At 60.7% G+C, this 22873-nt stretch carries 17 protein-coding genes; 8 read left to right on the forward strand and 9 right to left on the reverse strand.

The genetic code is table 11. The features are described from left to right. The gene (locus ACP7BX_RS10800) at window positions 1–696 is read left to right on the forward strand and encodes an alpha/beta family hydrolase (protein WP_426126392.1); all 696 of its coding nucleotides are present in this window, start codon (window positions 1–3) and stop codon (window positions 694–696) included. Between the two features lie 119 nt (window positions 697–815). Here ACP7BX_RS10800 and ACP7BX_RS10805 read toward each other — a convergent pair whose 3' ends face one another. Together ACP7BX_RS10805 and ACP7BX_RS10810 are read right to left on the reverse strand one after the other, a co-directional pair. Then, a complete protein-coding gene (locus ACP7BX_RS10805; protein ID WP_033900592.1) occupies window positions 816–2381 on the reverse strand; it encodes a methyl-accepting chemotaxis protein in 1566 nt (521 codons plus the stop codon). Between the two features lie 72 nt (window positions 2382–2453). Then, complete coding sequence (locus ACP7BX_RS10810) at window positions 2454–3245, reverse strand: CPBP family intramembrane glutamic endopeptidase (RefSeq protein WP_061449223.1); 792 nt, start codon at window positions 3243–3245, stop codon at window positions 2454–2456. Between the two features lie 408 nt (window positions 3246–3653). Between ACP7BX_RS10810 and ACP7BX_RS10815 the strand changes: the two genes are divergently transcribed. After that, window positions 3654–4514: a DMT family transporter gene (locus ACP7BX_RS10815; protein WP_426126395.1), complete on the forward strand. Its 861-nt coding sequence runs from the start codon at window positions 3654–3656 to the stop codon at window positions 4512–4514. 34 nt (window positions 4515–4548) lie between these two features. On the opposite strand, the gene ACP7BX_RS10820 is transcribed toward ACP7BX_RS10815, so the two are convergent. Together ACP7BX_RS10820 and ACP7BX_RS10825 are read right to left on the reverse strand one after the other, a co-directional pair. Further along, window positions 4549–5436 carry a DMT family transporter gene (locus ACP7BX_RS10820; protein ID WP_314529190.1) on the reverse strand — a complete coding sequence of 296 codons (888 nt, stop codon included), beginning with the start codon at window positions 5434–5436 and terminating at the stop codon, window positions 4549–4551. A 52-nt stretch (window positions 5437–5488) separates the two neighbouring features. Further along, window positions 5489–7114, reverse strand: a complete 1626-nt coding sequence (locus ACP7BX_RS10825; RefSeq protein WP_426126397.1) for a methyl-accepting chemotaxis protein — start codon at window positions 7112–7114, stop codon at window positions 5489–5491. A 388-nt stretch (window positions 7115–7502) separates the two neighbouring features. Here ACP7BX_RS10825 and aceK point away from each other — a divergent pair, with 388 nt between their 5' ends. Then, window positions 7503–9218 carry a bifunctional isocitrate dehydrogenase kinase/phosphatase gene (gene aceK, locus ACP7BX_RS10830; RefSeq protein WP_426126399.1) on the forward strand — a complete coding sequence of 572 codons (1716 nt, stop codon included), beginning with the start codon at window positions 7503–7505 and terminating at the stop codon, window positions 9216–9218. Between the two features lie 53 nt (window positions 9219–9271). On the opposite strand, the gene ACP7BX_RS10835 is transcribed toward aceK, so the two are convergent. Then, complete coding sequence (locus ACP7BX_RS10835) at window positions 9272–9835, reverse strand: hypothetical protein (RefSeq protein WP_426126401.1); 564 nt, start codon at window positions 9833–9835, stop codon at window positions 9272–9274. Between the two features lie 606 nt (window positions 9836–10441). Between ACP7BX_RS10835 and hrpA the strand changes: the two genes are divergently transcribed. From hrpA to ACP7BX_RS10855, 4 genes are all read left to right on the forward strand, one after another. Then, window positions 10442–14353: an ATP-dependent RNA helicase HrpA gene (gene hrpA, locus ACP7BX_RS10840; protein ID WP_426126403.1), complete on the forward strand. Its 3912-nt coding sequence runs from the start codon at window positions 10442–10444 to the stop codon at window positions 14351–14353. A 342-nt stretch (window positions 14354–14695) separates the two neighbouring features. Next, window positions 14696–15817, forward strand: a complete 1122-nt coding sequence (locus tag ACP7BX_RS10845) for a beta-ketoacyl-ACP synthase III (RefSeq protein WP_426126405.1) — start codon at window positions 14696–14698, stop codon at window positions 15815–15817. Between the two features lie 17 nt (window positions 15818–15834). Then, entirely contained in the window at window positions 15835–16449 is a 615-nt protein-coding gene (locus tag ACP7BX_RS10850) for an RNA polymerase sigma factor (protein WP_016979344.1), read from the forward strand. Next, the gene (locus ACP7BX_RS10855) at window positions 16443–16688 is read left to right on the forward strand and encodes an anti-sigma factor family protein (RefSeq protein ID WP_177074120.1); all 246 of its coding nucleotides are present in this window, start codon (window positions 16443–16445) and stop codon (window positions 16686–16688) included. Before ACP7BX_RS10850 ends, ACP7BX_RS10855 begins: the two co-directional genes overlap by 7 nt. Before the next feature lie 107 nt (window positions 16689–16795). Here the strand turns inward: ACP7BX_RS10855 and ACP7BX_RS10860 are convergent, their stop codons facing one another. Then, a complete protein-coding gene (locus ACP7BX_RS10860) occupies window positions 16796–18142 on the reverse strand; it encodes a putative porin (RefSeq protein ID WP_033900606.1) in 1347 nt (448 codons plus the stop codon). A 283-nt stretch (window positions 18143–18425) separates the two neighbouring features. Between ACP7BX_RS10860 and ACP7BX_RS10865 the strand changes: the two genes are divergently transcribed. Then, window positions 18426–19550 carry a GNAT family N-acetyltransferase gene (locus ACP7BX_RS10865; RefSeq protein WP_426126833.1) on the forward strand — a complete coding sequence of 375 codons (1125 nt, stop codon included), beginning with the start codon at window positions 18426–18428 and terminating at the stop codon, window positions 19548–19550. Between the two features lie 12 nt (window positions 19551–19562). Here the strand turns inward: ACP7BX_RS10865 and aqpZ are convergent, their stop codons facing one another. The 3 genes from aqpZ to ACP7BX_RS10880 all read right to left on the reverse strand — a co-directional run bounded on the left by aqpZ (window position 19563) and on the right by ACP7BX_RS10880 (window position 22873). Then, the gene (aqpZ, locus tag ACP7BX_RS10870) at window positions 19563–20264 is read right to left on the reverse strand and encodes an aquaporin Z (protein WP_033900610.1); all 702 of its coding nucleotides are present in this window, start codon (window positions 20262–20264) and stop codon (window positions 19563–19565) included. Window positions 20265–20395: 131 nt separating this feature from the next. Then, window positions 20396–22228, reverse strand: a complete 1833-nt coding sequence (locus tag ACP7BX_RS10875; RefSeq protein WP_314529164.1) for an ABC transporter ATP-binding protein — start codon at window positions 22226–22228, stop codon at window positions 20396–20398. 81 nt (window positions 22229–22309) lie between these two features. Then, window positions 22310–22873, reverse strand: coding sequence for a peptidylprolyl isomerase (locus ACP7BX_RS10880; RefSeq protein WP_314529162.1), 564 nt, complete (start codon window positions 22871–22873; stop codon window positions 22310–22312).

Below are 22873 nucleotides of genomic sequence, written 5' to 3' on the forward strand. Positions count from 1 at the left end.
ATGGGCAAAGAGCACAAGGCCAGTATTGACGGGGATCAATGGGCGCAGTGTGTGCGGGAACGCGGCTGGATGTGGGATGTCGCGGCGGACGTTGCAGGTGGTACACCTGTGACGCTGATCCTGGCCCACGGCGCCGGTGCACCGATGGACTCATCCTTCATGAACGACATGGCTGCACGCCTTGCCGGGCATGGCGTCAACGTGTTGCGCTTCGAGTTTCCCTACATGGCCCAGCGCCGTGTCGACGGCGGCAAGCGCCCACCGAACCCGGCGCCGAAACTGCTGGAAACCTGGCGCGAAGTGGTGGCCGAGGTGCGACGTCATGTCGCTGGGAAGCTGGCGATTGGCGGCAAGTCCATGGGCGGGCGCATGGCCAGTTTGTTGGCGGATGAACTGGGCGCGGACGGGTTGGTGTGCCTGGGTTATCCGTTCTATGCGGTGGGTAAACCGGAGAAACCGCGGACGGAGCATTTGGCTGGGTTGAAGACGCCGACGTTGATCGTGCAGGGAGAGCGGGATGCTTTGGGCAATCGGGCTGCGGTTGAGGGGTATGCGTTGTCGCCCAGCATCGAGGTGATGTGGCTGGTGGCGGGGGATCATGACTTGAAGCCGTTGAAGGCGTCGGGCTTTAGTCATGAGCAGCATCTAGAGGCTGCGGCGGTGAAAGTTTCCAGTTTTCTTATGAGCCTTGAGTGAAACCTGTGGCGAGGGAGCTTGCTCCCGCTGGACCGGGCTGGCGCTCCAGTGCGAAGCGCTCCCAAAATTTTGGGGCCGCTGCGCAGCCCAGCGGGAGCAAGCTCCCTCGCCACAGTGGTCTACCGGTTAAAACGCTCGACCAGGGAGTACTGGGTATTGGCTGTGTGAGTCAATTCTTCACTCAACTGCGCCGAATTCAACGCCTGCTCCGACGTCTGATCCGCCAGCAATGCAATGGTGCTGATGTTACGGCTGATCTCTTCGGCCACCGAGCTTTGCTCTTCAGTTGCCGCCGCGATCTGCGTGGTCATGTCGGTGATGTGCGCCACCGCTTCACTGATCCCCACCAACGCCTGATCCGCTTCCATCACCCGCGCCACACCTTCTTCAGCCTGGCGGTGCCCGGCATCCATGGTTTGCACGGCGGCGGCGGCAGTCTGTTGCAGCTTGGCGATCAGGGCGTGGATCTGCCCGGTGGATTCAGCCGTGCGTTGCGCCAATTGACGGACTTCGTCCGCGACCACCGCAAAACCACGACCCATCTCGCCGGCACGTGCCGCTTCAATGGCCGCGTTCAGTGCCAGCAGGTTGGTCTGGTCGGCAATGCCTTTGATCACGTCGACCACGCCGCCGATCTCATCACTGTCCTTGGCCAGTTGGGTCACGGTCACGCCGGTCTCACCCACTGCTACGGACAGGCGCTGAATCGCCTCGCGGGTTTCCCCGGCGATATCGCGGCCGCGACCGGTCAGGCGGTTAGCCTCCTGGGTCGCATCGGCGGTGCGCTGCACGTGGCTGGCGACTTCCTGGGTGGTGGCTGCCATCTGGTTGACGGCGGTCGCCACCTGCTCAGTTTCGACGCGCTGGCGCTCCAAACCGCTGGAGCTGTTATGCGCCAGGGTGTTGGATTGTGCGGCCTGGTCGTTCAGGTGTTCGGCGGTGTCCTGCAAGCGAGTAAGACAGGTCTTCAGACGGGCTTCCTGGCTGAGGATCGACATTTCCAGACGCGCCTGGGCGCCACGGCTGTCGGTGTACATCTGCGCGATCAGCGGGTCGGAGGTGGTCTGTTCGGCCAGGCGCAGCAAGCGCTTGAGGCCGCGCTGTTGCCAGCTCAGGCCCAGCAGGCCCAGCGGCACCGACAGCCCCGCCGCCAGGGCAAAGCCCCAGTGGGAGTTGAGGGACGCGCCGATCATGAAGCTCAACTGGCTCACCAGGATAAACGGCAGCCAGTCCTGCAGCACCGGCAGCCACTTGTCCCGCTGAGGGATCGCTGACTTGCCTTGGTTGATGCGGTGGTAAAGCGCTTCGGCCCGGCGGATCTGCTCGGCGGTGGGCTTGATGCGCACCGATTCGTAGCCGACCACCTGGTTGCCTTCGAAAACCGGCGTTACATAGGCGTTGACCCAGTAATGATCTCCAGTCTTGCAGCGGTTCTTGACGATGCCCATCCATGGCAAGCCTTGTTTGAGCGTGGACCACATGTGCGCGAACACCGCCGCCGGAACGTCCGGGTGACGGACCAGATTGTGCGGGGCACGCACCAGTTCGTCACGGGAGAACCCACTGATTTCGACGAAGGCGTCGTTGCAGTAGGTGATCACGCCTTTGGCATCTGTGGTGGAGATCAACCGTTGCTGAGCGGGGAAGGTACGTTCGCGCTGGGTAACGGGTTGGTTATTACGCATGATTGTTCAATCCGCAAGGCTTTCAGGGGTATCGGCAAGAACGGCGGTTTATTTAACTTATTTTTGCAACAATCAACCGGCGAGCATCGGGTAGGTAAACAAGCCGAAGTGAAGCAGATTCAAACCAAAGTGCGTGGCCACTGCCGCACCCAGGCCCCCAAAGCGATACGCCAGGCCATACCCCACTCCGGCGATGCTCGCCAGCAACACCCAGTGCCAGCCCGCGCCGAGGTGCACCAGGCCGAACAATAGCGAGGCCAGCAGCAGTGCGAGGTTTTCGCCATAGGGCAAGTGTTTGAAGCGCCGGCTCAAGCCGCCCTGGACATAACCCCGGAACAGCGCTTCTTCCACCAGGGTCACCAGCAGCAGGTTATTCAGCACCCACAGCCAGGCCTGTTCCGGCCATTTCGGCGCCCAGGTGATCATCCCCAGCAAGGCGGCACCGCCCAAGGCCGCGATGGCGGTGAGCGTCAAGGCCAGGGCGGTCACGCAGATCGACAGGCGCAGCGAACGCCGCGCCACGATCCACGGGCAGGCCAGCAACAGCCAGAAGCCGATCAGCGGTTTGTCCTGGTTCAGGTACATCGAGAAAGGCACGGCATCGTCGGTGAGCCGTTGCGGAGCAATGCCACGCCCATTGTAGAAACCGGGCAACCAGTGCATCGCCAGGCTCAGGGCCAAGACGATAAACAACCCGTGACCCAGGTAGCGCGCCCAGGGCGTGCGCTGCTGGCGTACGGCGTAACCGGCGATCAGCAACAGGGCGACGGACACCCCCGCCAGCACCCCCAGTTGTCCGTAGATCAAGGCCAGCAGATAGCCGATGGAAAGAAGCGCCAGGTACAGCCAGGGCAATGCGATCATGGGGAATCCTTGGAAAAATCTGGGCGGCATTATAGCGACCCGTCCTACAGGGCCCACATGAAAACTCCTCCATTCAGGGTGATTGCAAAACCTGTCACCGGCTGGTTATAGTCCGAGCCTCTTTATCCCTTCACACAAGATCAGCCCATGCCAGCTCGCCAGCGCACAGCGGTAGTCGATTCAGCGGTCAACGCTGCGGTCGTACCGTGCGGGGACAAGCAGCCTGCGCAGATCAGTCACTACCCCCCACCTGTCCGTAGCACGCCGGTGTACGCAGTCGTATCACCGCCGGGTGTTGGCATTTCGGGCTGACCAGCTGATGGCTGTTCCCGTCTGCCCGCCTGAAAAAACCTACTGAGTTTCAGCGTCTGCTGAATTGGCTTTTTTGCCTGATGACAGGTGGTATCCATGTCTGTTCTTTCGAAACAATCCGTGGCCGCGGCGGCCTCGACGAGCCTGTTTGTATTGCTGTGGAGCAGCGGGGCGATCTTCTCCAAATGGGGCCTGGCCCATGCGTCACCCTTTGCGTTTCTGTTGATCCGCTTTGCCATCGCCCTTGTGGGCTTGGTGATCCTGATACCGATCCTCAAGTTGAAACTGCCGCGTCCCGGCAAGCCCATGTTGTACGCGGCGGCAACCGGGTGGGTGCTGCTGGGGGCTTATCAGATTTTCTATCTGCTGGCCCTGGACCTCAACGTCACCCCCGGCGTGATGGCGACCCTCATGGGTGTGCAGCCGATCCTCACCGTAGTGTTGATGGAGCGCCAGCGTTCGCTGAGTCGGCTGTTTGGCCTGGCGCTGGGGTTGGCGGGGCTGATCATGGTGGTCTACCAGGGTATCGGTTTGTCCGGCATGTCGTTGGCGGGGATGCTGTTCGGGTTATTGGCGCTGGCCAGCATGACCTTCGGCTCGATCATGCAGAAGCGCATCACGGACAACCCCCTGGGCACGTTGCCGGTGCAGTACCTGGCAGGCTTGCTGCTGTGTTCGGTGTTCGTGCCGTTCCAACCGTTCCACTTCGAGCACGCCAGCGGTTTCTACCTGCCGGTGCTGTGGATGGGGGTGGTGGTGTCGTTGCTGGCCACCTTGTTGCTGTACCGCCTGATCGCCCGGGGTAACCTGGTGAATGTCACCAGTCTGTTTTACCTGGTGCCAGCGGTGACGGCGGTGATGGATTACCTGATCTTCGGTAACCGGCTCGCGATGTTGAGCCTGCTGGGGATGGGGTTGATCATCATCGGCTTGGCCTTCGTTTTCCGTAAAGCCTGATACAACTCCCCTGTAGGCGTCCACTAGCGGGCGCCTACAGGGTTTTTTTCGGCCGCAACACCAGCCACAACGCCCCGGCAATCAACACCCCGCCATACAGGTGCGCCATCGACAACGGCTCATCCAGCAACAACGCGCCCCACAGTACGCCGAACGGCGGGATCATGAAGGTCACGGTCATCGACTTCACCGGCCCGATGGACGTCAGCAGGCGGAAATAAAGAATGTAGGCAAACGCCGTACATACCAGCCCCAAGCCCAGCAACGACAACCATACCTGCCACCCACCCCAACTCGCGGGCGGCTGGCTGATCGCGCTGTAGGCGAAGAACGGCAACAGGAACAGCGTTGCACCGAGCATGCTGCCCAGGGCCGACAGGCGACTGTCCAAGCCGCCGCGCTGATCCAGCCAGCGTCGCGCGAGGAATCCGGCGAAGCCATAGCAGGTGGTCGCCAGCAAGCAGGCCAGCGCGCCCATCAACAATTCCAGGTCAAACGCCACGGGCCCGGCGCGGGTCAGTACACCCACACCGAACAAGCCTAGGCACACGCCGGCAATTTTTGACGGCGTCAGGCGTTCGCTGAAGAACAGCCCGCCAATCAACACGCCCATCAACGGTGTGGTGGCGTTGAAGATCGCCGAGTAACCCGCCGGCAACACCTGGGCCGCCACCGAGTACATGGTCGCCGGGATCCCGGAGTTGATCACGCCCAATAGCAACACCGTCTTGAACTTGCCCTGGAAATCCCAGTTCACCCGCATCATCGCCAAAATCACCAGCAACCCGGCGGCGGCGATCGACACACGGAAGAACGCCGTCGGCACCGTGCCGATCTCCGGCGCGATGATGCGCATGAACAGGAAACTCGCCCCCCAAATGGCAGCAAGCCCCAGCAAATACAGGCTATCGACAGGTCTCACGCAACACTCCTACCTCAATAAGCCCGCGAGTGTTGCATGACATTTCCAATGATTACAGGACAAACCGCGTCACCAGCCCATTCAGGTCCACCGCCAGGCGCGACAATTCCTGACTGGCCGCCGACGTCTGGGTGGCGCCGGCGGCCGTTTGGGTCGACAGGTCACGGATGTTCACCAGGCTGCGGTCCACATCGCGCGCTACCAGCGCCTGCTGTTCGGCGGCGCTGGCGATCACCAGGTTGCGCTGACTGATTTGTGAGATGGCTGCGGTGATTTTCTCCAGGGCAGTGCCGGCACTGTTGGCCCGTTGCAGGGTCTGGCCGGCATGCTCGGCGCTGCTGTTCAAGGCTTCGACGGTATCTTGGGTGCCCTGCTGGATACCGGTGATCATCTGCTCGATTTCTTCAGTGGAATCCTGGGTGCGCTGTGCCAGGGAGCGCACTTCATCGGCGACAACGGCAAAACCACGGCCGGCTTCGCCCGCACGGGCGGCTTCAATGGCGGCGTTGAGCGCCAGCAGGTTGGTCTGCCCGGCAATGCCACGGATCACTTCCAGCACCTTGCTGATGTCCTGGGCCTGTACCGCCAGGCCTTCGGCTTTGTTTGAAGCACCGAGTACTTCGTCCACCAGGTTCTGGATCGAGCTGATGGTTTCGCTGATCTGGTAGTGGCCGTGCTTGCTGTCCTCGTCGGAGGCCTGGGACGCCTCGGCGCTGGACACCGCATTGCCCGCCACTTCGTCCACGGCCGCGCTCATTTCGGTCACGGCGGTGGCGGCCTGTTCGATCTCGTCGTTCTGCGCTTGCAGCCCTCGGGTGCTTTGTTCCATCACCGAACTCATCTCTTCGGCCGCAGAAGCCAGCTGCTGCGCCGACTCGCTGATGCCCCGGATGGTGCCTTGCAACTGCGCCTGCATGGTGGCCAACGCCGTGAGCAATTGCGCCGGTTCGTCCTTGCCGCTGACGGCGATCGGCTGGCTCAAGTCGCCGCCGGCAATGGTGCGTGCCACGATCAGGGCCTGGCCGAGGGGAGCGGTGATGCTGCGGGTCAGCAGCCAGGCCAGCAGCAAGGTGGCGATCAGCGCGAACACGATGATCGAACCGACGATCCACTGCGCGCTGGAATAAGTCTGCGCGGCGGAGTCCACGGCGGTCTCCACACCGCTCTGGTTGAAGGTGATCATGTCCTCCAGGCTTTTGTTGAGGATCACGCCCTGTGGCGCCAGGCGGCTGTTGAGCAGATCGATGGCGTCCTGTTGCTGGTCTTTGTCCACCAGGGCAACGATCTGTGCGACGAGGGTCAGGTAGGCATTCACGTTACCTTCGAGCTGCTTGAGCATTTCGCGCTCTTCATCGCCGCTGAGCAGGGTTTTGTGATGGTCAAGCAAGGTTTGCAGCTCGGTGCGCTGGCGGGTGATCAGGGCTTTGCTGTTGTCGCGGATCCGCGATTCGTCGGTGGTTGCCAGGCGCAACGCCTCCAGGCGGATACTGGCCACGAAGGCCGCGCTGTCGTGGATGTTCTCGATGCTCGGCATCCACGATTCTTCGATGATCAGTGCACTCTGCCGCAACTTGGCCATCTGGCCCAGCCCAAACATCCCGACGATCACCAGCAAGCTGGCCAAAACCCCAAAACTCAGACTGGCACGCAGACCGATCCTCATGTTCCTCAATGACATCTCAATGCTCCTTGGGCGATTAGAACCTGTTCCCGGATCGGTCTTTGGACCTTGTTAGGGTGGGAGAGGGCGCGCTATATATCAAAGTGCCATCAGTGTGGTAATCAGGGTTTCCCTTAGTTGGATCCAAGCGCCGAGCGGAGATCGCGTCCGGCGTTACGCGACGTTTTTCGGCATCGACCTGCCAAGCCCCGCCTTTGCAGGCGTGCAGGAAAAGCGCAGTGCGACTTTTGGGTGCGTTTATTGACCGGATGGTCGAATTAAAAAAATTGAAAATAAATGTACGAAATGAACGAAGTTGTACAAGGAAGTGCAAGAAATGACCCTTCTCCTGTTCTCGTACACTGGCTAAGCTCAGGGCTTCCAGATGCCCGTAGAGGTTTCCCGCATGTCGCAATCCGCCCTCGCTGTCGCCCGGATGATCCTCGATGGCTTCGACGATTACCGTGAGCACTTCCGCCAGATCACCGATGGCGCCCGCGAGCGTTTTGAAAAGGCCCAGTGGCAGCAGGGGCAGGCAGCGTCGGCGGCGCGCATCAACCTCTATGAAGAAAAGGTCGGCGAAGTGATTGCGCGTTTGCGCAGCAGCTTTGATGACGGCGCATTACTCGATGTCGACCAGTGGCCCGTGGTGAAAAGCGCCTACATCGGCCTGATCGACCTGCGTTTCGACGATGAGCTGTCCGAGACCTGGTACAACTCGATCTTCTGCGGTCTGTTCAGCCACGACCTGATCAGCGACGGCTGCATGTTCATCCACACCACCCGGCCCAGCCTGCGCCGGGCACGGGCCGCGCAGACGCGTACCTACACGCCTGCCGGGAAAATCCCGGAAATGCTCGCGCCGATCTTTGCCGACTACCGTTTCAACGAGCCTTACGCCGACCTGGCCGGCGACCTGCGCCGCCTCGAGACCCAACTGCGGGAAAACCTGCCGGACTGGGTGTGCAAGGACCCGGACCTCAAGGTCGAGCTGTTTTCCTCGGTGCTCTACCGCAATAAAGGCGCCTACCTTGTAGGGCGTATCTACACCCGTGACGAACAATGGCCACTGGTGATCCCACTGCTGCACCGTGAAGGGCAAGGCATCCAGATCGACGCACTGATCACCGACGAAGCCGATGTGTCGATCATCTTCTCGTTCACCCGCTCCTACTTCATGGTGGATGTGCCGGTGCCAGCGGAATTCATCGGTTTTCTCAAGCGCATCCTGCCGGGCAAACACATCGCTGAGCTGTATACCTCGATCGGTTTCTACAAGCACGGCAAGTCAGAGTTCTACCGCGCCTTGATCAACCACCTGGCGACCACCGACGATCAATTCATCATGGCTCCCGGCGTGCGTGGCATGGTCATGAGCGTGTTCACGCTGCCGGGTTTCAACACGGTGTTCAAGATCATCAAGGACCGCTTTTCACCGTCGAAAAACGTCAACCGCGCCACCGTGATCGAGAAGTACCGGCTGGTCAAAAGCGTCGACCGGGTCGGGCGCATGGCTGACACCCAGGAGTTCGCCGACTTCCGTTTTCCCCTGAGCAAATTCGAGCCCGAATGCCTGGCCGAACTGCTGGAAGTCGCCGCCGGCACCGTCGAAGTCGAAGGCGACAGCGTGCTGATCCGCCACTGCTGGACCGAGCGACGCATGACCCCGCTCAACCTCTACCTCGACAACGCCAACCCCGCCCAAGTGCGCGAAGCCCTGGAAGACTACGGCCTGGCGATCAAGCAACTGGCGGCCGCGAATATCTTCCCCGGCGACATGCTGCTGAAGAACTTCGGCGTCACCCGCCACGGCCGCGTGGTGTTCTACGACTACGATGAGATCTGCTTTCTCACCGAGGCCAACTTTCGCCACATCCCCGCGCCGCGTACCCCCGAAGATGAAATGGCTTCCGAGCCCTGGTACTCGATTGGACCGCTGGATGTATTCCCCGAGGAGTTCCCGCCGTTCCTGTTTGCGGATGCTGGCCAGCGCAAGTTGTTCGATGAGCTGCATGGCGAGTTGTACAACGCCGATTACTGGAAAGGGCTGCAGGAGGCGATTCGCGCCGGCAAGGTCATCGATGTGTTTCCTTACCGGCGTCGGTGGGAGGAGAACCAGTAAACGCTTTTAACTAAACCTTAAAGCGCCGCTCAGGCCAGGCAGCCTTGGTAGCGTCAGCTGTTTCCTTTACGGTTTTCCTTGCGGACATCCTTCAGCCAGGATTGGTCTCGGCCCATCACTGTCAGTTCATCCGTCACGTTGGACGCTCGGTTCTTGTCGGTGGGATTGGTACCGTTGGTTTGCACGTCGCGAGCTTGTTTGTATAGGGATGCCATTTCTTTGTTAAGCGCGTTATCGGTTTGTTTGACTTCGCGGGCGTTATTGAACTTTGCGATCGGGTTGCTGGTTTTTGGCGGGTTCGAAAGTTGATCAATGCGTTTTTGAGTCAAATTGATCGCAGGTTGAAAGCTTGACGCGGGAAGCGCGGGTGTCGGGAACGTGGCGGGCAGGTTTTCCAGCTTGTCTTTGTTTTTTTTGAGCGTTTCGAGTTTCTTTTGTCTGTTTGGGCTCAGTGCTGAAGTGGGTTGTTGATCGAGCAGTGGCGCGGATGACTGGCTCCCGGAGGGTTTAAGCCAGGAGCCTTGGGATGCGTTGTTCTCAGGTGCGATGGACTGATATTTGTCGGCATAACTGTGGGTATTGCCGCTGTACGCGTGGTTGTTGGAGTTGATGGGCATACATACCTCGTGCGATGAGCTTGGGGGGGGCTGTTGTTTCTAATGTGCCGAGTGGTTCCACTACTTATTGCGTCACAGGCCGCTCATGAAATTCATGCCGCGTACTGCCTGGCTGGTCGTGTGGAAATTCGAGATTCGGTTGGCCGTCAAATTGGTGGGCGGTGTCGACGCGCTCTGCGGGGCTGCGTTGGATGACGGCTTTTCTGTGTAGGCGGGCGGGAACTCATAGTTGGGCGGTGGTTCCGACGCTGCCGAGCGCGGTTGGGCCTGCATGGATGCAGAGTAGCTGGGTAGATAAGGTTGGCTGTTTGTCGAATCGATAGGCATAAAAGCTCCGGTTTCATGAACGATACAGCGATCTGCCAGGGTTTCTGGCAGATTGATTTGGCCTTGGATACGCCACTCAATCCATCGGATTTGCACTGTAAAAGTGGTCGGGTGAGCGACTTTCTTCTGTAAGAAAGGTGCTCACTCGCAGGTGCGACGCGTCCCGTCACTGACTGAACATCTCCAGAAATGTAGAAATCTGCGACAATCGCCCCTCGTTTTTCCGTCCACCGTTATGCAGGCGCGCCCTGCCTCACCCAGAAGACCTTTGCCACCCTGATGACCGACCAAGCGCCCACCATCGACCAACTGCTCAAGACCCTCGATCACGCCATGCTCGCCGACCGCCACCGCTTGCGGCGGCAATTGCTTGAGCTACGCAAGAAGCCCGACGAGGAAAAGCTGGCGCAGTGGGTCGCGCGCATGCAGGCGTCCTGCGCCCAGGTCACGGCGCGACGTGCCAGCCTGCCGGTGATCCGCTACGACGACAGCCTGCCGATTGCGGCCAAGCGTGATGAGATCAAAGAGGCGCTGAACAAGCACCAGGTGCTGATCATCGCCGGTGAGACCGGCTCGGGTAAGACCACCCAGTTGCCGAAGATCTGCCTGGAAATCGGTCGCGGCCAGTTCGGCCTGATCGGTCACACCCAGCCACGCCGGATTGCGGCGCGCAGCGTTGCCAGCCGGGTGGCCGAGGAGTTGGCCACGCCGTTGGGCGCGTTGGTCGGCTATCAGGTGCGTTTTGAAGACCAGAGCGATTCCAATACCCTGATCAAGCTGATGACCGACGGCATCCTGCTGGCGGAAACCCAGAACGATCGCTACCTGGAACGCTACGACACGATCATCGTCGACGAAGCCCACGAACGCAGCCTGAACATCGACTTCCTGCTGGGCTACCTGAAGACCCTGCTGCCGCGTCGTCCGGACCTGAAAGTCATCATCACCTCGGCAACCATCGACCTGGAACGGTTTTCCAAGCATTTCGATGACGCGCCGATTGTCGAAGTGTCGGGACGTACGTTCCCGGTGGACACCTGGTATCGCCCGCTGACCCTGGAACAGGACGAGGAGGGCAACCGCGTCGAGGACGACTTGACCGTTGACCAGGCGATCCTTGCCACCCTTGATGAAATCGCCGCCTATGAGCGCAGCGAAAGGCGCAGCCCTGGCGATGTGCTGGTGTTCCTGCCCGGCGAGCGCGAGATTCGCGACGCCGCCGACATGCTGCGCAAGGCCCAGCTCAAGCACACCGAGATCCTGCCGCTGTATGCGCGCCTGTCGCCGGCCGAACAGCAGCGGATCTTCCAGTCCCATCCCGGCCGGCGCGTGGTGCTGGCGACCAACGTCGCGGAAACCTCGCTGACGGTGCCGGGCATTCGTTATGTGATCGACAGCGGCACCGCGCGTATCAGCCGCTACAGCTACCGCGCCAAGGTGCAGCGCCTGCCGATCGAGGCGATCTCCCAGGCCAGCGCCAACCAGCGTAAAGGCCGTTGCGGCCGGGTCGAGCCGGGCATCTGCATCCGTTTGTACAGCGAAGAGGATTTCATCGGGCGTCCGGAATTTACCGACCCGGAGATCCTGCGCACCAACCTCGCGGCTGTGATCCTGCAGATGCTGCACCTGCGCCTCGGCGAGATCACCGATTTCCCGTTTATCGAGCCGCCGGACGGCAAGGCCATCAGCGACGGTTTCAACTTGCTGCAAGAACTCTCGGCGGTGGACCGCAACAGCCAGCTCACGCCATTGGGCCGTCAGTTGGCGCGCCTGCCGGTGGACCCGCGCATGGGCCGCATGCTGCTGGAAGCCGCCAAGCTCGGCAGCTTGCAGGAAGTACTGATCGTCGCCAGCGCCATGTCGATCCAGGACCCGCGCGAGCGCCCGCCGGAGCGTCAGCAGGCTGCCGACCAGGCGCATGCGCAATGGAAGGATCCGGATTCGGATTTCGCCGGGCTCGTCAATCTATGGCGCGGCTTTGAAGAGCAGCGCCAGGAACTGACCGCCAGCCCGCTGCGCAACTGGTGCCGCAAGAACTTCCTCAACTACCTGCGCTTGCGCGAGTGGCGCGACTCCCATCGCCAGTTGAGCCTGATCTGCCGCGACATGCAGTTGACCGTCAATAAAGAGCCGGCGGATTTCCCGAAACTGCACAAGGCGGTGCTGTCCGGCCTGCTCAGCCAGATCGGCCAGAAAACCGAAGACGGCGATTACCTCGGCGCGCGTCAGCGGCGCTTCTGGATCCACCCGTCGTCGGGCATCGGCAAGAAGCGCCCGCAATGGCTGATGACCGCCGAGCTGGTGGAAACCACCAAGCTGTATGCGCGCATGGTCGCCAAGATCGACGCCGACTGGATCGAACCGCTGGCCGGGCATTTGATCAAGAAAAATCACTTCGAACCCCATTGGGAGAAGAAGCGCGGCCAGGTGGTGGCCTTTGAGCAGATCACCCTGTTCGGGTTGATTGTGGTCGGGCGTCGCCCGGTGCATTACGGGCCGATTGACCCGGTGGTGTCCCGCGAGTTGTTTATCCGCGAAGGCCTGGTGCGTGGCGAGATCCAGTCGCGGGCCAAGTGCCTCACGGCCAACCAGCAACTGCTGGAGCAACTCGATGAGCTGGAAGCCAAGGCGCGCCGTCGCGACATCCTGGCGGACGAAGAAACCCTGTTCGCCTTCTACGACGCGCGGCTGCCGGCGGAGATCCACCAAACCGCGACCTTCGACAGCTGGTACAAAATCAACAGCCAGAAAGACCCGCAACTGCTGATCATGCGCGAAGAAGACGTGCTGGCCCGCGAAGCCAGTGAAGTCACCGCCGCGCATTATCCGGACACCCTGCACCTGGGCGACCTGGAACTGGCGCTGAGTTACCACTTCGAACCCAATCACCCGCGTGACGGTGTGACCCTGCGCGTGCCGGCACCGCTGCTACCGGCCTTGCCGCCGGAGCGCCTGGAGTGGCTGGTGCCGGGGGTGATCGAAGCCAAGTGCATCGCCCTGGTGCGCAACCTGCCCAAGGCGCTGCGCAAGAACTTCGTGCCGGTGCCGGACTTCGTCAAGGCCGCGCTGCAACGCATCGAGTTCGGCCAGGGCTCGTTGCCTCAGGCGCTGGGCCGTGAGTTATTGCGTATGACCGGGGCGCGGGTCAGCGATGAAGCCTGGGCCGAAGCCGCGCAGCAGGTGGAAAGCCACCTGAAGATGAACCTGGAGGTGGTCGATGGCCAAGGCAAGTTCCTCGGCGAAGGCCGCGACCTGGCCGAACTGACGGCACGTTTTGCCGAGGCCAGCCAGGCCGCGCTGGCCGTGCCGCAAACCGCGAAAAGCCAACAGCCGGTGGAAGCCAAGGTGTTTGCCGCGGTGGCGGAAAAGACCCAACAGAAGATCGCCGGGCTGTCGATGACGGTGTATCCGGCGTTGGTGGAAGAAAACGGTACGGTCAAGGAAGGACGCTTCTCCACGGCTGCCGAGGCGGAGTTCCAGCATCGCCGCGCCTTGCAGCGCCTGCTGATGCAACAACTGGCGGAACCGGCGAAATTCCTGCGTGGCAAATTGCCGGGCCTCACCGAGCTGGGCCTGATGTACCGCGAGTTGGGGCGCATCGATGCGCTGGTGGAAGACATCCTGCTGGCCAGCCTCGACACCTGCGTACTCGAAGGCGAAGCCAGCCTGCCGCGCGATGGTGCTGCCCTTGCCGCCTTGGCCGAGCGCAAGCGCGGCAGTTGGACCGAACACGCCGAGCGCCTGGCGTGCTTGACCCTCGATGTGCTGAAACTGTGGCACGGCCTGCAGAAACGTTTCAAAGGCAAGATCGACCTGGCCCAGGCCGTGGCCCTGAACGACGTCAAGCAGCAGCTGAGCAACTTGGTGTACCCGGGTTTTGTGCGGGAAACCCCGGCGCAGTGGTTCAAGGAATTGCCGCGTTACCTCAAGGCCATCGAGTTGCGCCTGGAGAAACTGCCAAGCCAGGTGCAAAAGGATCGGGTGTGGAGCGGCGAACTGGCCGGTTTGTGGGCGCAGTACGAAAACCGTCTGAAAAAACATGCCCAGGAAGGCAAGCGCGACCCTCAGCTGGAGCTCTATCGCTGGTGGCTGGAGGAATATCGCGTGTCGTTGTTCGGCCAGCAACTGGGCACCAAAGTACCGATTTCCGACAAGCGCTTGAGCAAGCAATGGAGCCAGGTAGAGCCCTGAGACCCAACACAAATCCCCTGTGGGAGCGGGCTTGCCCGCGAAGGCGATACATCAATCAATACAGCTTTGGCTGATACACCGCTTTCGCGGGCAAGCCCGCTCCCACATTCGAATGCATTCCAAGGGAAAACGGTGTTGTCCGCAGATAGCGCCAAATTCCGAGGGTTGTGGCAAACTTCGCGCCTATAAATGCCGGAATCGTCGTTACAGGTTGACAGTTGCAGCCACGACGCGAAGGAATAAAGCGATGCCAGTTTGATGTCCGCTGGGCGGGATCGAACTACTTATAGTTTGGTACGACGGTACCAATATCTTCTGCCTGACAGATTTAGAGGAACGACCGTGCATAACGTCGTCATCAGCGGCACTGGCCTGTACACCCCGGCCAACAGCATCTCCAACGAAGAGCTGGTGCAGTCTTTCAATGCTTACGTGCAACAGTTCAACAGCGATAACGCTGCCGCCATCGAGCGCGGTGAAGTGCAGGCGCTGACTGAATCCAGTGCAGCCTTCATCGAAAAAGCCTCGGGTATCAAGAGCCGTTTCGTGATGGACAAGGACGGCATCCTCGACCCGCAGCGCATGGCTCCACGCCTGCCCGAGCGCAGCAACGACGAGTGGTCGGTGCTCTGCCAGATGGCCATCGGTGCTGCCGAACAAGCCCTGCAACGCGCCGGTAAGACCGCCGCTGACATCGACGGTGTCATTGTCGCCTGTTCGAACCTGCAGCGCGCCTACCCGGCCATCGCCATTGAAGTCCAGGAAGCTCTGGGCATCGAGGGGTTTGGTTTTGACATGAACGTGGCGTGTTCCTCGGCCACCTTCGGCATCCAGAACGCCGCCAACAGCATCCAACTGGGCCAGGCGCGGGCGATTCTGATGGTCAACCCGGAAGTCTGCACCGGCCACCTGAATTTCCGCGACCGTGACAGCCACTTCATCTTTGGCGACGCGGCCACTGCCGTGGTCCTGGAGCGCGCCGACCTGGCGACCTCCGAGCACCAGTTCGACGTGGTGAGCACCAAGCTGCTGACCAAGTTCTCGAATAACATCCGCAACAACTTCGGCTTTCTCAACCGCACGGCGGAAGAAGGCATCGGCGCGCCCGACAAGCTGTTCGTGCAGGAAGGCCGCAAGGTATTCCGCGATGTGTGCCCGATGGTGGCCGAGCTGATCGGCGTGCATTTGCAAGAAAACCAGCTGAACGTGGCCGATGTGAAGCGCTTCTGGCTGCATCAGGCCAACCTGAGCATGAACCACCTGATCGTGAAGAAACTGCTGGGCCGCGAAGCCTCGGTGGAAGAAGCGCCGGTGATCCTCGATACTTACGCCAATACCAGCTCGGCGGGCTCTGTCATTGCATTCCACAAATACCAGGATGATTTGACCAAGGGCTCCGTGGCGGTACTCAGCTCGTTTGGCGCGGGCTATTCGATCGGCAGCGTGATCCTGCGCAAACGCTAAGACAGTCGAGGTCTTGAATGGCAGCAGCGGACGACGCGCACCTGCTTGAACGCCTGCTCAAGGGTGAGCAGCGGGCCTACAAGGAATTGGTCACCACCTACCAGAGCGCCATGCGGGCGGTGGCTTATGCCATTGTCGGCCAGCGTCACGCCGACGAAGTCGTGCAAGACGCCTGGCTGTCGGTGGTGCGCAACCTGGCCAAGTTCGAAGGGCGTTCCAGCCTCAAGACTTGGCTGCTGACCATCACCGCCAACGCCGCCAAGGGGCGCTATAAGCAGAATCGTCGCGAAGTGTTGCTCGACGACCTGCCTTCGCCCCATGGCACGATTGGCGATGACCGTTTCTCCCCCGACGATGGCCACTGGGCCGTCGCCCCCTACGCCTGGCACCAGGACACTCCGGAAGCCCTGCTGACCGAGGATGAACTGCGTAAATGCCTGGAGCATACGTTGCTGAGTTTGTCTGAGTTGCAGAGCAGCGTGCTGGTGCTGCGTGAGCGCCAGGGCTTGGAGTTGGAAGAGATCTGTAATCTTCTGACGCTGTCGCTCTCCAATGTCCGTGTGCTGTTGCATCGAGCACGGCTTAAAGTCTTCGCCACGGTGGAGCATTTTGAGGAAACGGGCGAATGTTGACCTGTAAAGAACAAGTGGCACGTTCCAGTGACTATCTCGATGGGCAATTGACCTTTCGCGAGCGTCTGCTGGTGCGTCATCACTTGATGTTCTGCCCGAACTGCCGCCGGTTTATCCGCCAGATGCGCCTGATGCAGGCGACGCTGAAGATAATGCCGGATGAGCCGGTAGAGGGTGTGGAGGCCTTGGCGCAGCGGTTGGCTGAAGAACGACTCAAGGATCACAAAGGCGGGGAATAAGCAGGCTCGCGTGGATGGATCGGACGGATGATGGGGACCGATCCACCCACGCAAGACTGTTGCAGCGACCTCGGGCCGTCCTGGCCCAAGGCTTATAACACTTAGATTTAGAACTTGGCTTCTGCGTCCAGCTGCAGGGTATTGGCGTTCGCATCGCGGTAGCCTGGGGCGCTGGCGTAGTCCGCTTTGGTCAGGAAGTAAGTGGCGCCGACCGCGAAGTTCTTGTCGATGTCGTAACCGACCTTGAACTTGTGGCCGCGTGCACCGGTGAAGCCGCCGGCGAAGTCCGAGTCGGTGAGCGCGCCGACCACTGCGTAACGTTGTACGTCGCGGTAGTTGTAGTCCAGGTTGAAGCCAAAGACCTTGGACTTGGCACCGAGCAACCAGGCAGTGTCCTGATCTTTGTCTGTGGCTTTGGTGTTTTGCACGTACTGGCCATAGAACGACAGCGGAACAGCCAGGCCACCGATGTCGATTTGGCTGAAGCCTTCATACAAACGGTACTCGCTGGCATTGCCGGCGGTGGTGTTCGCGATGGTTTCGGCCGGGGTCAGGCATTGGAAGGAGCCAGCGGTCGGGCAACGGCTGTCTTCATCGTTCTGGAACGCGTAGACGCTGCCGCCCACGGTCAGTTTCAGGTTATCGGTCAGCGAGAAGCGCGAACCCAACTGGCCTGCCGTCATGCGCAGGTCGTTGCGAAATTGCACGCCGTCGCCGTTGACGTTGTCCTTGAGGTTGTAGTTACCCAGGCTGCCGAACAGCTCGGCGCTGCTGCCCAGTGGGTATTTGTAGGTGACGGCCAGGCCTTCTGGGTTGATATCGCTATCCCAGATCACGTCGCCCATGCTGACCCACGGTTGCAGCATTTTGCCGCCGATCACGTGCAGGTTCTTGATTTGAGTCGGGTGGTAGTCGATGTAGCCAAGGTCCAGCCAGATCGACTTCTTGTTGAAGTAGCCGTCCAGGTCCTGGTTGGTGGAGCGGGCGTCGTCGCTGCTGCCGGTGGCGATACGGATGCCAGTGTCGACCTGTGAGTTGATCTCGGTGTAGGCGCCCAGACGAGCACGGATGCGCTCACGATCCTTGTCTTTGCCGCCGTTGTTGGGGGTGCCGTCGATCTTGATGGTTTCGTGGCGGAAGCGCACGTCACCCTTGAGTTGAGTCTTGGCCGCCCAGGCCAGCTTCTGGTCGAAGCTGCTCAGCTCATTGGTTTTCTTCGCGGTGGCCGCGATCTGTTCGTTGGTCTCTTGTTGAGCTTGCCGTGCGATCTGCTGCTCTTTCTGGTCCCGTGCCAGTTCAGCTTGCAGTTCGCTGTACTGAGCATTGGTGATCTGGCCGTTGGCCTTGAGCATGTCGAGCAATTTAGCGTCGACTGCAGCGCTGGCCGGAACGCTCAGGGCCAGTAACAGGCCGCCGCACAGGACCGCCGCAGTTTTAGTGGAAGCAAGACGCATATCAATCTCCGAAAGTGAGGAGGGATGGCAAACCATCCAGGACACAACCGACCGATGACGGACGGAAAAATAACCACCTGCTAGAACCAGGCGCTCTAAAAACAGGCGTCAGTATCACGATCGTTTATGACGGAGCAGTGGCGAAGTGATGTCATCTAGATGACAAATTTTTCATGTTCGGAACTATTGGTTTAGAGCCTTGTCACGCGAAACGGGGGTGTGCCGAGGCCGGCAATCAGCGATACTCGCCAGGCTTTCACGCCCTGAAGTAGTGAGGATGCCGATGCCGTTGCAACGCCTGGACAGCCTGTCCGAGATAGCCCCGCAAGCCTGGGATGCGCTGGTGCCACAGGCCCAGCCGTTCGTGCGGCACGCCTTCCTGAGCGCATTGGAAGACAGCGCCAGCCTGGGCCCGCAATCGGGCTGGCAACCGGAGCATTTGCTGCATTGGGAAGGTGATCGGCTGGTGGCGGCACTGCCCAGTTACCGCAAGTGGCATTCCTACGGCGAGTACGTGTTTGATCACGGTTGGGCGGACGCCTGCGAGCGGGCAGGCATTGAGTATTACCCTAAGTTGCTGACCGCCGTGCCGTTCAGCCCGGTCAGCGGGCCGCGCCTGTTGGCGGCGAGTGCGGAGGAGGGTTTCGAACTGCTGAAAAGCCTGCCGGGTTATTTGGAAATTGAAGGGCTCTCGAGTGCCCACATAAACTTCACCGACGAATTGGCCGACGAGGCGCTGGCCGGGCAGCCGGGCTGGCTGCAGCGCCTGGGCTGTCAGTTTCACTGGCAGAACCGGGGTTACCGCGATTTCCAGGATTTTCTTGATGCCTTGAGTTCACGCAAGCGCAAACAGATGCGCAAAGAGCGCGAGCAAGTGGCAGGGCAGGGCATCGACTTCGAGTGGCTGCAAGGCCATGAACTGAGCGAAGCCCAGTGGGATTTTGTCTACGCCTGCTACGCCAACACCTACGCGATCCGCCGCCAATCACCCTACCTGACCCGCGCGTTCTTCAGCCTGTTGGCCGAGCGCATGCCCGAGGCGATTCGCGTGGTCCTGGCCAAACAAGGCACACGCCCGGTGGCCATGGCCTTCAGCCTGATCGGCGGCGACAGCTTCTACGGCCGCTACTGGGGTTGCCTGGCAGAGTTCGACCGCCTGCATTTCGAGACCTGTTTTTACCAGGGTATGGATTACGCCATCGCTCATGGCCTGCAACGTTTCGATGCGGGGGCACAGGGCGAGCACAAGTTGATCCGTGGGTTTGAGCCGGTGATTACCCGGTCATGGCACTACCTGCGCCATCCGGGCTTGAAGAGTGCGGTGGAGGATTTTCTGGAGCGCGAGCGGGTGGGGATTATGGCGTATGCGCAGGAGGCGAGGGCAGCCCTGCCTTATCGGCAGGGCTGAACCCAGCTTGCCTCAGCCCGGCGCCTCCTTGCCAAGCCATCGATAGGTAACCCCACCCATCACCGCACCAAGAATCGGCGCGAGCCAGAACATCCACAACTGCTGGATCGCCCACCCGCCGACGATCAGGGCCGGGCCGGTACTGCGGGCCGGGTTGACCGAGGTGTTGGTCACGGGAATGGAGATCAGGTGGATGAGTGTCAGCGCCAGGCCGATGGCGATGGGCGCGAGGCCCGGCGGGGCGCGGCGGTCGGTGGCGCCGAGGATGATTACCACGAACATGGCGGTCATCACCAGCTCACTGACAAACCCTGCCGCCATCGAATACCCGCCGGGCGAATGCTCGCCATAGCCGTTGGCCGCCAGGCCCGACGCCAGTTCGAATCCCGGTTTGCCGCTGGCAATGAAATACAGCAGCGCAGCGGCGATCGTACCGCCGACCACCTGCGCCACGATGTACGCCGGCAGTTCCCGGGCCGGGAACCGTCCGCCTACCACCAGCCCCACCGACACGGCCGGGTTGAGGTGACAACCGCTGATATGCCCGATGGCGAACGCCATGGTCAGCACCGTGAGCCCGAATGCCAGGGACACGCCCAACAATCCGATCCCGACTGCGGGGAACGCTGCGGCCAGCACCGCACTCCCGCAACCGCCCAACACCAACCAAAACGTGCCTAACCCCTCTGTGATTGAACGCTTGAACAAAGACATGTAACCCGTCCTTGATAGATCGCTCTACCGGATCCGTAAATCAGTGATGCTCCCTGCAGATTTACTTCAGCGCCCTTCTGGGCACTGCACTGATTACAGCAGGATCACGGCAAAAGTGTAGGCGCGAGGGTTCAATCGATACCGACGAACCCGCCCGTCTGGTGCTGCCACAACCGCGCATACAGCCCGCCATGGGCAAGCAGCTCGGCGTGACTGCCACTTTCGGCGATCTGGCCTTTCTCCAGCACCACCAGGCGATCCATCCGTGCAATGGTCGACAACCGGTGCGCGATCGCAATCACCGTCTTGCCCTGCATCAGGGTTTCCAGGCTCTCCTGGATCGCCGCTTCCACTTCCGAATCCAACGCGGAGGTGGCTTCGTCCATGATCAGGATCGGCGCGTCCTTGAGCAGCACGCGGGCAATGGCGATACGCTGGCGCTGCCCGCCGGAAAGCTTCACTCCGCGCTCACCGACATGCGCATCCAGCCCGGTACGGCCTTCGGAGTCCGACAGCAACGGAATGAACTCATCGGCGCGCGCCTTGTGCACGGCGGCCCAGAGTTCTTCGTCGGTGGCGTCGGGCTTGCCGTACAGCAGGTTGTCGCGGATCGAACGGTGCAGCAGCGACGTGTCCTGGGTGATCATGCCGATCTGTTCGCGCAGGGATTCCTGGGCGACCTCGGCAATGTTCTGGCCATCGATCAGGATGCGTCCGCCTTGCAGGTCGTACAGGCGCAGAAGCAGGTTGACCAAGGTCGACTTGCCGGCACCCGATGGGCCGATCAACCCGATCTTTTCGCCAGCCTTGATCTCAAGGTTCAGGCCGCCAATGATCCCGCTCTTCTTGCCGTAGTGGAAATCCACCTGTTCGAAGCGCACTTCGCCCCGTGGCACGCTGAGGCGTGGGGCATTCTCGCGGTCGATCACGGCGAGTGGCTGGGCGATGGTTTTCAGGCCGTCCTGTACTTGGCCGATGTTCTCGAAAATGCCGTTGACCACCCACATGATCCAGCCGGACATGTTGACGATACGGATCACCAAACCGGTGGCCAGGGCAATCGCGCCCACCGAGATCAGCGACTGCGTCCACAACCACAGGGCCAGGCCGGTGGTGGTGACGATCAGCAGGCCGTTCATAGTGGTGATCACGATGTCCATGCTGGTCACGACGCGGCTGGCCAGCTGGGTTTTTTCGGTTTGCTCGATGATCGCTTCCTTGGCGTATTCCTGCTCATAGCGGGTATGGGCGAACAGCTTCAAGGTGGTGATGTTGGTGTAGCCGTCGACGATGCGGCCCATCAATTTGGAACGCGCTTCGGAGGAAATCACCGAGCGCTCCTTCACCCGTGGCACGAAGTAGCGTAGCGCCAGGCTGTAGCAAAGAATCCAGCTCACCAGCGGAATCATCAGGCGCCAATCAGCTTCGGCAAACAGCACCAGGGAGCTGATGGCGTAGATCGCCACGTGCCAGATCGCATCCACTGCCGCCACCGCAGAGTCGCGCAGGGAGTTGCCAGTCTGCATGATGCGCTGGGCAATACGCCCGGCGAAGTCGTTCTGGAAGAAATTCAGGCTCTGCTTGAGCACGTAACTGTGGTTCTGCCAGCGGATCAGGCTGGTCATGCCGGGGCTGATGGTCTGGTGCACCAGCAGGTCATGCAGGGCGCCGAAGATCGGGCGCAACAGCAGGGCGACCACGGCCATCCAGATCAGCTCGGTGCTGTGCAGTTGGAAGAAGTTGGCCGGCGGCGTGCCCTGGGCCAGGTCGATGATGCGGCTCAGGTAGCTGAACAGTGCGACTTCGATCAACGCACCGATCAGGCCCACCACCAGCAAGGCGGCGAAATGCGGCCACACCTGGCGCAGGTAGTAGAGGTAGAAGGGCAAGACTTTGTCGGGCGGGGCTTCGCTGGGGGCGTCGCGGAAAATATCGATCAGTTGTTCAAAACGACGATAGAGCATTAGGGTTGACGCCCGCAGGGCGGGCTCTCCTTTCAAATGCGCGCGCGGCCTTTTGGGCGGCGCGCGGAGCTACCTGTGACCTCAGTCGATGCGCTTGGCCGACTTGATGTACACAGGATCGATTGGCACGTTCTGCATGCCCTGCTTGGTGGTGGTCTGCGAGTTGACGATCACATCAACCACGTCCATGCCCTTGACCACTTTGGCGAATACGGCGTAACCGCGATCACGGCCTGGGTCGAGGAAGGCATTGTCGGCCACGTTGATGAAGAACTGGCTGGTGGCCGAATCCGGGTCACTGGTGCGTGCCATGGACAGGGTGCCACGTACGTTATGCAGGCCATTGTTGGCTTCGTTCTTGATCGGCGCTTCAGTTGGCTTTTGCGACATCGACTGAGTAAACCCGCCGCCCTGGACCATGAAGCCTGGGATCACGCGGTGGAAAATCGTGTTGGTGTAGAAGCCCTTGTCGACATAGGCCAGGAAGTTCTTGGTGCTGATTGGCGCCTTGACCGGATCCAGTTCGATCTCGATGTCGCCATTGGTGGTAGTGATCAATACGTGGGGCGCCTTGACGGGCTCGGCGGCCATCAGGTTGGCGGCAAACAGAACAGAACCGGCGAAGAAGGCGATTTTTTTCAACAT

The organism is Pseudomonas sp. DWP3-1-3b3, from assembly GCF_049896305.1.
Lineage (GTDB): Bacteria > Pseudomonadota > Gammaproteobacteria > Pseudomonadales > Pseudomonadaceae > Aquipseudomonas > Aquipseudomonas azotoformans_A.

Coding starts and splice junctions, on each gene's coding strand:
- ACP7BX_RS10800 (WP_426126392.1), top strand. CDS start 1: ATGGGCAAAGAGCACAAGGCCAGTATTGACGGGGATCAATGGGCGCAG.
- ACP7BX_RS10805 (WP_033900592.1), bottom strand. CDS start 2,381: ATGCGTAATAACCAACCCGTTACCCAGCGCGAACGTACCTTCCCCGCT.
- ACP7BX_RS10810 (WP_061449223.1), bottom strand. CDS start 3,245: ATGATCGCATTGCCCTGGCTGTACCTGGCGCTTCTTTCCATCGGCTAT.
- ACP7BX_RS10815 (WP_426126395.1), top strand. CDS start 3,654: ATGTCTGTTCTTTCGAAACAATCCGTGGCCGCGGCGGCCTCGACGAGC.
- ACP7BX_RS10825 (WP_426126397.1), bottom strand. CDS start 7,114: ATGTCATTGAGGAACATGAGGATCGGTCTGCGTGCCAGTCTGAGTTTT.
- aceK (WP_426126399.1), top strand. CDS start 7,503: ATGTCGCAATCCGCCCTCGCTGTCGCCCGGATGATCCTCGATGGCTTC.
- ACP7BX_RS10835 (WP_426126401.1), bottom strand. CDS start 9,835: ATGCCCATCAACTCCAACAACCACGCGTACAGCGGCAATACCCACAGT.
- hrpA (WP_426126403.1), top strand. CDS start 10,442: ATGACCGACCAAGCGCCCACCATCGACCAACTGCTCAAGACCCTCGAT.
- ACP7BX_RS10850 (WP_016979344.1), top strand. CDS start 15,835: ATGGCAGCAGCGGACGACGCGCACCTGCTTGAACGCCTGCTCAAGGGT.
- ACP7BX_RS10855 (WP_177074120.1), top strand. CDS start 16,443: ATGTTGACCTGTAAAGAACAAGTGGCACGTTCCAGTGACTATCTCGAT.
- ACP7BX_RS10860 (WP_033900606.1), bottom strand. CDS start 18,142: ATGCGTCTTGCTTCCACTAAAACTGCGGCGGTCCTGTGCGGCGGCCTG.
- ACP7BX_RS10865 (WP_426126833.1), top strand. CDS start 18,426: ATGCCGTTGCAACGCCTGGACAGCCTGTCCGAGATAGCCCCGCAAGCC.
- aqpZ (WP_033900610.1), bottom strand. CDS start 20,264: ATGTCTTTGTTCAAGCGTTCAATCACAGAGGGGTTAGGCACGTTTTGG.
- ACP7BX_RS10875 (WP_314529164.1), bottom strand. CDS start 22,228: ATGCTCTATCGTCGTTTTGAACAACTGATCGATATTTTCCGCGACGCC.
- ACP7BX_RS10880 (WP_314529162.1), bottom strand. CDS start 22,873: ATGTTGAAAAAAATCGCCTTCTTCGCCGGTTCTGTTCTGTTTGCCGCC.